At 70.9% G+C, this 12,000-nt stretch carries 12 protein-coding genes; 9 read left to right on the top strand and 3 right to left on the bottom strand.

What is annotated here, in order from left to right; translation table 11 throughout:
• Positions 1–198 precede the first annotated feature (198 nt).
• Positions 199–1,113, bottom strand: a complete 915-nt coding sequence (locus tag HD596_RS52745) for an EamA family transporter (RefSeq protein ID WP_313046903.1) — start codon at positions 1,111–1,113, stop codon at positions 199–201.
• 103 nt (positions 1,114–1,216) lie between these two features.
• On the opposite strand from HD596_RS52745, the gene HD596_RS52740 reads away from it, so the two are divergent.
• Positions 1,217–2,407, top strand: coding sequence for an MFS transporter (locus HD596_RS52740; protein WP_185076974.1), 1,191 nt, complete (start codon positions 1,217–1,219; stop codon positions 2,405–2,407).
• Between the two features lies 1 nt (position 2,408).
• Here the strand turns inward: HD596_RS52740 and HD596_RS52735 are convergent, their stop codons facing one another.
• Both HD596_RS52735 and HD596_RS52730 read right to left on the bottom strand, forming a co-directional pair.
• Entirely contained in the window at positions 2,409–3,206 is a 798-nt protein-coding gene (locus HD596_RS52735) for an ABC transporter permease (RefSeq protein ID WP_185076973.1), read from the bottom strand.
• Positions 3,203–4,111, bottom strand: a complete 909-nt coding sequence (locus HD596_RS52730; RefSeq protein WP_185076972.1) for an ABC transporter ATP-binding protein — start codon at positions 4,109–4,111, stop codon at positions 3,203–3,205. The genes HD596_RS52735 and HD596_RS52730 overlap by 4 nt, the downstream gene beginning before the upstream one ends.
• Positions 4,112–4,257: 146 nt before the next feature.
• Between HD596_RS52730 and HD596_RS52725 the strand changes: the two genes are divergently transcribed.
• The 8 genes from HD596_RS52725 to HD596_RS52690 all read left to right on the top strand — a co-directional run bounded on the left by HD596_RS52725 (position 4,258) and on the right by HD596_RS52690 (position 12,000).
• Positions 4,258–5,043, top strand: coding sequence for a VOC family protein (locus HD596_RS52725; protein WP_185076971.1), 786 nt, complete (start codon positions 4,258–4,260; stop codon positions 5,041–5,043).
• Between the two features lie 84 nt (positions 5,044–5,127).
• Positions 5,128–6,354 (top strand): multidrug effflux MFS transporter, encoded by a 1,227-nt coding sequence (locus HD596_RS52720; RefSeq protein WP_185076970.1) that lies wholly within the window; start codon positions 5,128–5,130, stop codon positions 6,352–6,354.
• Between the two features lie 95 nt (positions 6,355–6,449).
• Positions 6,450–7,148, top strand: coding sequence for a helix-turn-helix transcriptional regulator (locus HD596_RS52715; protein ID WP_185079281.1), 699 nt, complete (start codon positions 6,450–6,452; stop codon positions 7,146–7,148).
• A complete protein-coding gene (gene sufB, locus HD596_RS52710; RefSeq protein ID WP_185076969.1) occupies positions 7,145–8,557 on the top strand; it encodes a Fe-S cluster assembly protein SufB in 1,413 nt (470 codons plus the stop codon). Before HD596_RS52715 ends, sufB begins: the two co-directional genes overlap by 4 nt.
• Positions 8,557–9,678: a Fe-S cluster assembly protein SufD gene (gene sufD, locus HD596_RS52705; protein WP_185076968.1), complete on the top strand. Its 1,122-nt coding sequence runs from the start codon at positions 8,557–8,559 to the stop codon at positions 9,676–9,678. The genes sufB and sufD overlap by 1 nt, the downstream gene beginning before the upstream one ends.
• Positions 9,675–9,995: a non-heme iron oxygenase ferredoxin subunit gene (locus HD596_RS52700; protein ID WP_185076967.1), complete on the top strand. Its 321-nt coding sequence runs from the start codon at positions 9,675–9,677 to the stop codon at positions 9,993–9,995. The genes sufD and HD596_RS52700 overlap by 4 nt, the downstream gene beginning before the upstream one ends.
• A 5-nt stretch (positions 9,996–10,000) precedes the next feature.
• Positions 10,001–10,747, top strand: coding sequence for a Fe-S cluster assembly ATPase SufC (sufC, locus tag HD596_RS52695; protein WP_185076966.1), 747 nt, complete (start codon positions 10,001–10,003; stop codon positions 10,745–10,747).
• Entirely contained in the window at positions 10,744–12,000 is a 1,257-nt protein-coding gene (locus HD596_RS52690; protein ID WP_185076965.1) for a cysteine desulfurase, read from the top strand. The genes sufC and HD596_RS52690 overlap by 4 nt, the downstream gene beginning before the upstream one ends.

Raw genomic sequence — 12,000 nt, 5'->3', positions numbered from 1 at the left:
GGCGGCCCCACCGTCCAGGTCCCCAGCGGACCGGCCACCACCGATTCCGGTGGGTGGCGCATGCCAGGTCACGCGGACACCCGCACTCCGCTGACCTTCCATGGGCTCGGCCTACCCCGCCCATCCAAAGCCGAGCCCTCCGCCGCGCGCCCGAGACCCCATCCCACGGGCGCGCGGCGGCCCGCCACAGCCTGCGCGTCAGACCTTGCGCCGCCGGGTCGAGCCCAGGCTGGCGGCCACGATGCAGACGATCGCCGCCCACTGCTGCGCGTGCAGGACCTCGTTCAGCAGCATCACGCCGATCAGCGCCGCCACGGCCGGCTCCAGGCTCATGAGGATGCCGAACACCTGCTTGGGCATCCGCCGCAGCGCCTGCAGCTCGAGCGAGTACGGGATCACCGACGACAGCAGGCCCACGCCGAGCCCGATCAGCAGCAGCTCCGGCTGCAGCAGGTCCGCCCCGCCCGACACGACCCCGACGGGGGCGACCACCAGGGCCGACACGATCATCGCGAACGACAGCCCGCTCGTGCCGGGGAAACGCCGCCCGGCCGCCGCCGACAGCAGGATGTACCCGGCCCAGCCGACGGCCGCCAGCATCGCGAACCCGATGCCGAGCCAGCTCACCGACGCCGACTGCCCCCACGGCGCGAGCAGCACCACGCCCGCTCCCGCCAGGCCGATCCACAGCAGGTCGATCCTGCGCCGCGAGGCCGCCACGGCCACCCCCAGCGGCCCCAGGAACTCGATGGCCACCGCGATCCCCATCGGCAGCCGCGACAGGGCCTCGTAGAACGTCAGGTTCATGAGGGCCAGCGTCACCCCGAACCCGATCCCCACCGCCCAGTCGCGCCAGGACAGGCCCTTCAGTCTCGGCCGGACGAGCGCCCCCATGATCAGCGCCCCGGCCGTGATCCGCAGGAACACCACCGCGCTCGGCGGCAGCGCCGCGAACAGCTCCTTCGCGAACCCGGCGCCCAGCTGCACCGAGACGATGGCCAGCAGCACGAGCCCGGACGGCGGGATCGAGTCGGCGGCCGTGCGCAGCAGGTTTCCCGGCCTGGGCAGGCCGGAGCCGCGATCGAAGGGATCGTCGAGGGCGAACGCGGTCACAGGACTCCTCACGGACTTCAGGGGATGACGGTCAGAGCGTACTCGTGGCCTGCGACATGACCCGACATAGGGTGTTCTGGAGGGCTCTTGGATCATTGAGCGTATGAAGTCCCCCGCGAGTCTCGCCCGCCCGCCGCTGGCCCTGTCCGCGGCCTCGTTCGTGAGCAGCTTCGACCGCTTCGCCGTGAGCCCCATGCTCGTGCTGATCGCGGTGGACCTGGAGGTCCCGCTGTCCGCCGCCGTCGCGGCCGCCAGCGGCTACTACCTCGCCTACGGGCTCACCCAGCCGCTGTGGGGGCTGCTGTCGGACCGGTTCGGCCGCGTGCGGGTGATGCGCGGGACGCTGTTCGGCGCGGCGCTGGCGGGGCTGGCCTCGGCGCTGATGCCCGTCCTGGGGGCGCTGGTGGTGGCCAGGATCGTGACGGGCGCCTGCTTCGGCGCGGTGATCCCGACCGGGCTGACGTACGTGGGCGACACCGTGGAGCCGTCGACCCGGCAACGCGCGCTGACCGATCTGATGGGCGCCGCCGCCCTCGGCACGGCCCTGGCCACCGGGCTGAGCGGGGTGCTCGCGGGCCTGGTCGACTGGCGGGTGGCGTTCACCGTGCCCGCCGCCTGCGCCCTGGCCTGCGCGCTCGCGCTGCGCTCGCTGCCGGAGCCGGCCCGCCCCGGCACCGGCCGGGGGTTCGGTGTCGGCCGCTACCTGGGCGCGGTGCTCGGGCACGGCTGGGCGCTGCTGGTCTTCGGGCTCGCGTTCGTCGAGGGCGCGATCATGCTGGGCGCCATGCCGTTCCTGGCCACCGCGCTGGAGCACGCGGGGTACGCCGCCGCCGTGGCCGGGCTCGCCATCACCGCGTACGGGCTGGGCCTGTGGGTGTTCACGAAGCTCGTCAGGCGGCTGTCGGGGCGCTGGCCCACTCCCGTGCTGATGACGGTGGGCGGCACGCAGCTCTGCGCCGGGTTCGCGATCGTCGCCGTGCACGTGGACATGGCCACCGTGGCGGTCACGGCGCTGCTGCTCGGCGGCGGCTGGTCCTTCCTGCACTCCTCGCTGCAGACGTGGGCCACCTCGGTGGTGCCCGAGGCCAGGGGGACGACGATCGCCTTCTTCGCCGCCGCGCTCTTCGTGGGCAGCGCGGTCGCCTCGTGGGCGGCCGGCCCGCTGGCCGAGCACGGCCGCTACGCCCTGCTGTTCGGCCTGGCGGCCGGCGCCGCGATCCCGCTGACGGCCGCGGCCGCCCTCACCAGGCACCGCTACGGCGCCCTGCACGGCGAGCGGCCCCAGATCGGCTGAGCTACTCCCAGCGGAACGTACGCGAGACCAGCCCCAGCGACACCACCGCCCACGCCGCCAGCACGGCCAGCGGGACGAGGGGCAGCGCGGCGCCCTGGGCGAGGACCGCGCGCAGGCCGCCGGTCAGGGCCGAGATGGGCAGCAGTTCGAGGACCTGGCGCATGCCCTGGGGGAACTTCGACAGCGGGAAGATCACCCCGCCGGCCCCCAGCAGCAGCAGGTAGACGAGGTTGGCGGCGGCCAGGGTGGCCTCGGCGCGCAGGGTGCCGGCCATGAGCAGCCCCAGCCCGCTGAAGGCCGCCGTGCCCAGCACGATGAGCAGCGCCGCGCTCAGGAACGACCCGTGCGGCCGCCAGCCCAGCGCCAGGCCGACGCACACGATCACCACGGCCTGGATGACCTCCACGGCCACCACGGCGGACGTCTTGGCGAGCATGAGCCCGGCCCTGGACAGCGGGGTCGCGCCCAGCCGCTTCAGCACGCCGTAGCGGCGCTCGAAGCCGGTCGCGATGGCCTGGCCGGTGAAGGCCGTGGACATGACGGCCAGTGCCAGCACGCCGGGCGCCAGGAAGTCGATGCGCCTGCCGCCGCCGACGTCGATCAGCGGCGCCAGCGAGAACCCGGCGAGCAGCAGCACCGGAATGATCATGGTGAGCAGCAGCTGCTCGCCGTTGCGCAGCATCGCCCGGATCTCCGCGCCGGCCTGGGCGAGGACCATGCGCGGGAACGGCGCCGCCCCGGGCGCGGGCGTGAAGTCCAGCGCGATCTGCCCGGCGGGCGCGCGCTCCGGTCCGGTCATCGCAGCTCCCTGCCTGTCAGCTCCAGGAAGACGTCCTCCAGCGTGCGGCGCTCGATGCGCAGGTCGTCGGCCGTGACGCCCTCGGCCGCGCACCAGGCGGTCACCGTGGCCAGCAGCTCGGGCCCCACCTGACCCTCGATGATGTAGTGCCCGGCGGGCGACTCCTTGGCCGCGCTGCCCGTGGGGAGCGCGTTGAGCAGCTCCTCCAGCGCCAGCCCCGGCCGGGCCCGGAAGCGTAGCTGCCGCTCGGCCCCCGTCAGCGAGGCCGGGCTGCCCTCGGCCACGACCCGGCCCTTGTCGATGATCACCACCTGGTCCGCCAGCCGCTCGGCCTCGTCCATGTGGTGCGTGGTCAGCACCACCGACACGCCCGCCCCGCGCAGCTCGCCCACCAGCTCCCAGCAGGCGTGCCGGGCCTGCGGGTCGAGCCCGGCCGTCGGCTCGTCGAGGAAGACCAGCTCCGGCCGCCCGACGACGGCCGCGGCCAGCGACAGCCGCTGCTGCTGGCCGCCCGACAAGCGGCGGTAGGGGGTGCGTACGTGATCGGCCAGCCCCAGCCGCGTCAGCAGGGCCCCGGCGTCGAGCGGACGGGCGTAGAAGTGCGAGACCAGGCGCAGCCACTCGGCGCAGCGCATGGCGGGCGGGACGCCGCCCGACTGCAGCATGACCCCCACCCGCGGCCGCAGCTCGGGCAGCGTGGGCGTCAGGCCGAGCACGCGGACGGTGCCCGCGTCGGCCCTGCGGAACCCCTCGCAGATCTCCACCGTGGACGTCTTGCCCGCCCCGTTGGGACCGAGCACGGCGGTCACCGCGCCCCGCTCGGCGCGCAGCGTGAGGCCGTCCACGGCCGTGATGCCGCCGTAGCGTTTGACCAGGCCGATGATCTCGACGGCTGGGGACTCCATGGCCACGAGTTTAGGGACTGGGGCAGGCGGTTCGAGCCGCAGGTGGGGTTGGCCGGATTTGGACATGTCTTGACCCGGACGTTTCCCAAAAAGCGGCCAACAGAGGGGAAAGTCTGACGACGAGCTCCGTGTAGCAGGAGGGCGCAATGGCGCAACGCAGCGGGTACGACCCGGGAGTCCCGTGCTGGGTGGACCTGTCCAGCACCGACGTCGAGGCTTCCGCCCGGTTCTACGGCGAGGTCTTCGGCTGGCAGGCCGACATGATCGACGACCCCGAGGCCGGCGGCTACGGCATGTTCCTCCACCAGGGCAGGCAGGTCGCCGGGCTGGGGCCGGTCATGGGCGGGGGATCGCCCTCGTTCTGGAACATGTTCGTCGCCACCGACGACGCCGGCGCGCTGGCCGAGCGGGTCAGGAACGCCGGCGGCGCCGTCACCATGGAGCCGATGGCGGTCTTCGACGAGGGCGTCATGACGGTCTTCCAGGCCCCTGACGGCTCGTACGCGGCCGCCTGGCAGGCGGGCGACCACCACGGCGCGCAGCTGGTGAACGAGCCCGTCTCGCTGTGCTGGAACGAGCTGGTCACGCGCGACCCCCTGGCCGCCGAGAGCTTCTACTCCGCCGTCTTCGGCTGGATGCCGCGCCTGCAGCAGCTGGACGGGATCAAGTACACCGAGTGGCAGCTGGGGGAGCGGGCCGTTGCGGGCATGGCCGAGATGTTCTCCGACTATCCGGCGGCGACGCCGTCGTTCTGGATGACGTACTTCGCGGTCGCCGACCTCGACGCCACGACGGCCGCGGCCGAGGGGGCCGGCGCCAGCGTGCTGGTGCGGGGGACGGAGGCGCCGCCCGGCCGGTTCTCGATGCTCACCGATCCCCAGGGCGCGACGTTCTCCATCATCCAGCTTCACGAAATCGCCGGAAATATCTGATAACCGGGAATTAGGAGGACCGGAACCTGGTTTGATCCCTCGGCCCTCGTGGGCCATCGGCCTACGAGGGAGAGGGGATCGCGCATGTCCGTGGCGGCCGAAGCCACGTCCACGTCCACCATCGCCATCGAGCAGAGGAGGGGCAGCCGCGGACTGCTGTTGGTGATCCTGGGCGCCTTGTCGGCGATCGGGCCCCTGTCCATCGACATGTACCTCCCGGCGCTGCCCGCCATCACCTCAGAGATGCTGAGCGCGCCGGCGCAGGTCCAGCTCACCCTCACCGCCTGCCTCATCGGCGTGTCCATCGGCCAGGTGATCGCCGGTCCGGTAAGCGACGTGCGCGGCCGCAGGACACCGCTGATCGTGGGCGTGGCCGGGTTCATGGTGGCCTCGCTGCTGTGCGCGTTCGCGCCGTCGGTGCCCATGCTCATCGCCTTCCGCCTGCTGCAGGGCGTGCTGGGCGGCGCGGCCCTGGTGATCGTGCGGGCGGTCGTCCGCGACCTGTACGACGGCGCCGCCATCGCCCGCATCTTCGCCACGCTCATGCTGGTCAGCGGCCTGGCGCCGATCCTGGCGCCCATCGTCGGCGCGCAGCTGCTGGCGTTCACCTCGTGGCGCGGCGTCTTCGTGGCGCTCAGCGTCGCCGGGGTGGTGCTGCTGCTGGCCGTCCTGGGGGGCGTGCGCGAGACGCTGCCCGCGGCCGGGCGCGAGAGCGGCGGCCTCAGGCACACCGTCGGCACGTTCGGCAGGCTCCTGCGGGACCGGACGTTCATGGGGACCGCGCTGACCGCGAGCCTGGCGTTCGCGGCCATGTTCGGCTACATCTCGGGCTCGCCGTTCGTGCTCCAGGAGGTGTACGGCGCCACGCCCCAGCAGTACTCCCTCATCTTCGGGCTCAACGCCTTCGGCCTGACCGCCATGGCCCAGCTCGGCGGCCGGCTGTCGGGACGGGTGCCGCCGGTGACCCTCGTGATCACCGGGCTCGCCGTCGCGCTGACCGGCGCCTCGCTGCTGCTGGCCGCCGCGCTCACCGGGCTCGGCCTGTGGGGCATCGTGGGCGGGCTGTTCGTCATCATGCTCGGCCAGGGCCTGGTCATGCCGGCCACCGGCGCGCTCGCCCTGGCCAGCCAGCCCGCGCAGATCGCCGGCAGCGCCTCGGCCCTGCTCGGCGTGCTGCAGTTCGCGCTCGGCGCCGCCGCGGCCCCGCTGGTCGGCCTCGCGGGCGCCGGCAGCGCCGTGCCGATGGCCTGCGTGATGCTGGGCCTCATGCTTTGCGCAAGCTTGACCTTCGCTCTCCTGCGGAAGAGTTAGGTAAGCCTACCCTGCGTGAGAAATTCCATTCGCGGGCTCCTCAGATCCGTTTGTGAACCGGGAAGGAATTACGGCACACTGATGTTGTGAAAAACGTGCCAGGGATCGAGCCAGGGAGCGAGCGCAGCACTCGTGCGCGCGTCGCCCGGCTGATCCTGGAGCACGGTCCCGTCGCGGCCGCCGCGCTGGGCGAGCGGCTGGGGCTCACCCCCGCCGCCGTCCGCCGCCACCTGGACGCGCTGCTGGCTGACGGGATGATAGAGCCTCGCACGGTCGGGCCGCGCGGGCAGCGCGGGCGCGGACGCCCCGCCAAGCTGTTCGCGATCACCGACGCGGGGCGCAGTGCTTTCGAGCACGCCTATGACGACCTCGCCGGGAGCGCGCTGCGCTTCCTGGCCGAGCGCATGGGAGAGGAAGCGGTGGCCGACTTCGCCCGCCTGCAGGTCTCGAGCCTGCTCAAGCGGCTGGAGCCGGTCATGCGGACGGTGCCGGCGGACCAGCGCGTTCAGGTGCTGGCGCAGGCGCTGTCGGCGGAGGGGTACGCCGCCTCGGCCAGCAAGGCCAAGTCGGGCGGCGACCAGCTCTGCCAGCACCACTGCCCGGTGGCCCACGCGGCTGCGGAGTTCCCGCAGCTCTGCGAGGCCGAGACGGAGGCGTTCGCGCAGCTGCTCGGCACCCCGGTGCAGCGCCTGGCCACGATCGCCCACGGCGACGGGGTCTGCACGACACATGTGAGCCCACAGTCGCTGGGTGAATCCGCACATAGAGACAAGAGCAAGGAGACCGGAAGGTGACTGTCACCGACCGCCCGGAGCTGGAAGGCCTCGGGAATTACAAGTTCGGCTGGGCCGACCCGGATGCCGCCGGGGCGGCGGCCAAGCGCGGCCTGTCCGAGGAGGTCGTCCGCAACATCTCCGCTCTCAAGAACGAGCCGGAGTGGATGCTCGACCTTCGCCTGAAGGGCCTCCGCCTGTTCGACCGCAAGCCGCTGCCCACCTGGGGCTCTGACCTCACCGGCATCGACTTCGACAACATCAAGTACTTCGTGCGCTCCACCGAGAAGCAGGCCGCTTCCTGGGAGGAGCTGCCCGCCGACATCAAGAACACCTACGACAAGCTCGGCATCCCCGAGGCGGAGAAGCAGCGCCTCATCGCCGGTGTCGCCGCCCAGTACGAGTCCGAGGTCGTCTATCACAAGATCCGTGAGGACCTCGAGGAGAAGGGCGTCATCTTCGTCGACACCGACACGGGCCTGAAGGAGCACGAGGAGCTCTTCAAGGAGTACTTCGGCTCCGTCATCCCGGTGGGCGACAACAAGTTCGCCGCCCTCAACACCTCCGTGTGGTCCGGTGGCTCGTTCATCTACGTGCCGCCGAACGTCGAGGTCGAGATCCCGCTGCAGGCCTACTTCCGGATCAACACCGAGAACATGGGCCAGTTCGAGCGGACCCTGATCATCGTGGACGAGAACAGCTACGTCCATTACGTCGAGGGCTGCACCGCGCCGATCTACTCCTCCGACTCGCTGCACAGCGCGGTCGTCGAGATCATCGTGAAGAAGAACGCCCGCTGCCGTTACACGACCATCCAGAACTGGTCGAACAACGTCTACAACCTGGTCACCAAGCGCGCCGTGGCCTACGAGGGCGCGACCATGGAGTGGATCGACGGCAACATCGGCTCCAAGGTCACGATGAAGTACCCGGCCGTCTACCTGATGGGCGAGCACGCCAAGGGCGAGACGCTGAGCGTCGCCTTCGCGGGCGAGGGCCAGCACCAGGACGCCGGCTCCAAGATGGTGCACCTGGCGCCCAACACCAGCTCCAGCGTCATCTCCAAGTCGGTGGCGCGCGGCGGCGGCCGCACCTCCTACCGCGGTCTCGTGCAGATCGAGGAGGGCGCCCACGGCAGCGCCAGCACCGTCAAGTGCGACGCCCTGCTGGTCGACCAGATCAGCCGCTCCGACACCTACCCCTACGTCGACGTCCGCGAGGACGACGTCAAGATGGGCCACGAGGCCACGGTCTCCAAGGTCAGCGAGGACCAGCTGTTCTACCTCATGAGCCGCGGGCTCGACGAGGACGAGGCGATGGCGATGATCGTGCGCGGCTTCGTGGAGCCGATCGCGCGCGAGCTGCCCATGGAGTACGCGCTCGAGCTCAACCGGCTGATCGAGCTGCAGATGGAAGGAGCCGTCGGCTGATGGGCCTGAACGAGAAGCCCCTGTCGACCTTGCACGAGAAGGCGTCCTACGAGCTGGGCGACTTCGAGGTCCCGACCGGGCGCGAGGAGGCGTGGCGCTTCACGCCGCTGTCCCGCCTCAAGGGCCTGCACAACGGCAAGGCCGAGGCCGTCGGCCACGTCCGCGTGGACGTCGACGCGGCGCCCGAGGTCACCGTCGAGACGGTCGGCCGCGACGACGCCCGGGTCGGCAAGGCGTTCATGCCCACCGACCGGGTCAGCGCCCAGGCGTGGAACAGCTTCGAGAAGGCCACCGTCCTCACGGTGCCGCGCGAGGCCGTCACCTCCAAGCCGACCGTGCTCACGCTCACCGGCTCCGGTGACGGCGCCGCGTACGGCCACCTCGTGGTCAAGGTGGAGCCGCTGGCCGAGGCCGTGGTCGTGCTCGACCACAAGGGCAGCGCGGTCTACGCCGACAACATCGAGTTCGTCGTCGGCGACGGGGCCTCGCTCAGGGTCGTCAGCCTGCAGGACTGGGACGACGACGCGGTCCACGTCTCCCACCACCACGCCCAGCTCGCCAAGGACGCGACGTTCCGCAGCTTCGTGGTGACGCTCGGCGGCGACCTCGTACGCCTGTCGCCCAACGTGTCCTACACCGCTCCCGGCGGCGACGCCGACATGTCGGGCGTCTACTTCGTGGACGCCGGGCAGCACCTGGAGCACCGCCTGCTGGTCGACCACTCGCAGCCCAACTGCAAGAGCAACGTCGACTACCGCGGCGCCCTGCAGGGCGAGGACGCGCACGCCGTCTGGATCGGCGACGTGATCATCAGGGTCGAGGCCGAGGGCACCGACACCTACGAGCTCAACCGCAACCTCATCCTGACCGACGGCGCCCGCGCCGACTCGGTGCCCAACCTGGAGATCCTCACCGGCGAGGTCGCCGGGGCGGGGCACGCCTCCGCCTCCGGCCGGCTCGACGACGAGCACATCTTCTACCTCCAGGCCCGCGGCATCCCCTACGACGAGGCCCGCCGCCTGGTCATCAGGGGCTTCCTCGGCCAGCTCGTCGAGAAGATCGAGGTCGAGGAGATTCGCGAGCGCGTGCTGAGCGCGCTGGAGGCGGAGCTCGCGCGATGAGTTCGTTCGAGAAGGTGTGCAAGCTCGACGACATCCCCGACGGGGGTGTCATCGGAGTGGAGGTCGGCGAGACGCCGGTGGCGCTCGTGCGCAAGGGCGGCGAGGTGTTCGCCCTGCACGACGTCTGCTCCCACGCCGAGGTGAAGCTCAGCGAGGGCGAGGTCTACGACGGCACGCTGGAGTGCTGGCTGCACGGCTCGTGCTTCGACGTGCGCTCCGGCAAGCCCACCGGCCCGCCCGCGACCCAGCCCGTGAACGTCTACACAGTCACGATCGACGGCGATGACGTGCTCGTCTCGCTCTCGAAGGAGTCATAACAACAATGTCCACCCTTGAGATCCGCGACCTCCACGTCGCCGTCGAGGACAAGGAAATCCTGCGCGGCGTCAACCTGGCCGTCCACTCGGGCCAGACCCACGCCATCATGGGCCCCAACGGCTCGGGCAAGTCGACGCTCGCCTACGCGATCGCCGGCCACCCCAAATACACGATCACCGGCGGCCAGGTGCTGCTCGACGGCGTGGACCTGCTGGAGCTGTCGGTCGACGAGCGGGCCCGCGCGGGCCTGTTCCTGGCCATGCAGTACCCGGTCGAGGTCCCCGGCGTGTCGGTCTCGAACTTCCTGCGCTCGGCCGTCACCGCGGTCCGCGGCGAGGCGCCGAAGCTGCGCGAGTTCGCCAAGGACCTCAAGAACGGCATGGACGCGCTGTCCATCGACGCCGCCTTCGCCCAGCGCAACCTCAACGAGGGCTTCTCCGGCGGTGAGAAGAAGCGCCACGAGATCCTCCAGCTCGAGTTGCTCAAGCCGAAGATCGCGGTGCTCGACGAGACCGACTCCGGCCTCGACGTCGACGCGCTGCGCGTGGTGTCGGAGGGCATCAACCGCTTCCGCGCCTCCGGCGACACCGGCGTGCTGCTGATCACGCACTACACCCGCATCCTGCGCTACGTGAAGCCGGACTTCGTCCACGTCTTCGCGGGCGGCCGGATCGTCGAGGAGGGCGGGCCGGAGCTGGCCGAGAAGCTCGAGGCCGAGGGCTACGAGCAGTACACGAAGGCATCTGCATGACACAGTTCAGCTTTGACGTGGAGAAGATCAGGAAGGATTTCCCGGTCTTCTCCCGCGAGCTGCCCGACGGGCGCCCGCTCGTCTATCTCGACTCGGGCAACTCCTCCCAGAAGCCCACCCAGGTCATCGAGACCATGCGTGACCACTTCGCGTTGCACTACAGCAACGTCGGACGGGCCATGCACGTGCTCGGCGCCGAATCGACCGACGCCTACGAGAGCGCCCGCGACAGAGTCGCCGCGTTCGTCGGGGCGCCGTCGCGCGACGAGGTGATCTTCACCAAGAACGCCTCCGAGGCGCTCAACCTCGTCGCGTACGCCTTCGGCAACCCCATCAACACCGATCCGCGCTTCACGCTCGGAGCCGGCGACGAGATCGTCATCTCCGAGATGGAGCACCACTCCAACATCGTGCCGTGGCAGCTGCTCGCGCAGCGCACCGGTGCGACGCTGAAGTGGTTCGGCGTCACCGACGACGGACGGCTCGACTACGACCCGTCCGTCATCACCGAGCGGACGAAGATCGTCTCGATCGCCCACCAGTCCAACGTGCTCGGCACCGTCAACCCGGTGGCCGAGGTGGCCGGGCGGGCGCACGAGGTCGGCGCGCTGATCATGCTGGACGCGTCGCAGTCCGTGCCGCACCACCCGGTGAACGTCACCGAGCTGGGCGCCGACTTCGTGGCCTTCACCGGCCACAAGATGGTCGGGCCGTCGGGCATCGGCGTCCTGTGGGGCAAGGCCGAGCTGCTCGACGCCATGCCCCCGTTCCTGGGCGGCGGCGAGATGATCGAGGCGGTCTGGATGGACCACTCGACGTACGCGCCGGTGCCGCACAAGTTCGAGGCCGGCACGCCGCCGATCGTCGAGGCCATCGGGCTGGGCGCGGCCGTCGACTACCTCACCGAGGTCGGCATGGAGGCCATCGAGGCGCACGAGCGCGCGCTGACGGCCTACGCGCTCGACGCCCTGCGCGAGGTGCCCACCCTGCGCCTCATCGGGCCGGACTCGCTGGAGCAGCGGGGCGGCACGGTGTCGTTCACGCTGGAGGGCATCCACCCGCACGACGTCGGCCAGATCCTCGACGACCAGTTCGGCGTCGCCGTACGCGTCGGTCACCACTGCGCGCGGCCCCTGCACCTACGCTTTGGAATACCGGCGACCACGCGGGCGTCGTTCTACCTGTACAACACCACGGGCGAGATCGACGCCCTGGTCCGCGGCCTCCATCACGTTCAGAAGGTGTTCGCATAG

It is taken from the genome of Nonomuraea jabiensis (assembly GCF_014204795.1).
Lineage (GTDB): Bacteria > Actinomycetota > Actinomycetes > Streptosporangiales > Streptosporangiaceae > Nonomuraea > Nonomuraea jabiensis.
The sequence above is the reverse complement of the archived record's forward strand: the minus strand, read 5'-3'. Positions and strand labels throughout refer to the sequence as shown.

Excerpts from the sequence above, each read along its gene's own strand:
- HD596_RS52725 (WP_185076971.1), top strand. The coding sequence starts at position 4,258 with ATGGCGCAACGCAGCGGGTACGACCCGGGAGTCCCGTGCTGGGTGGAC.
- HD596_RS52740 (WP_185076974.1), top strand. The coding sequence starts at position 1,217 with ATGAAGTCCCCCGCGAGTCTCGCCCGCCCGCCGCTGGCCCTGTCCGCG.
- HD596_RS52720 (WP_185076970.1), top strand. The coding sequence starts at position 5,128 with ATGTCCGTGGCGGCCGAAGCCACGTCCACGTCCACCATCGCCATCGAG.
- HD596_RS52700 (WP_185076967.1), top strand. The coding sequence starts at position 9,675 with ATGAGTTCGTTCGAGAAGGTGTGCAAGCTCGACGACATCCCCGACGGG.
- HD596_RS52735 (WP_185076973.1), bottom strand. The coding sequence starts at position 3,206 with ATGACCGGACCGGAGCGCGCGCCCGCCGGGCAGATCGCGCTGGACTTC.
- sufD (WP_185076968.1), top strand. The coding sequence starts at position 8,557 with ATGGGCCTGAACGAGAAGCCCCTGTCGACCTTGCACGAGAAGGCGTCC.
- HD596_RS52730 (WP_185076972.1), bottom strand. The coding sequence starts at position 4,111 with ATGGAGTCCCCAGCCGTCGAGATCATCGGCCTGGTCAAACGCTACGGC.
- HD596_RS52690 (WP_185076965.1), top strand. The coding sequence starts at position 10,744 with ATGACACAGTTCAGCTTTGACGTGGAGAAGATCAGGAAGGATTTCCCG.
- sufC (WP_185076966.1), top strand. The coding sequence starts at position 10,001 with ATGTCCACCCTTGAGATCCGCGACCTCCACGTCGCCGTCGAGGACAAG.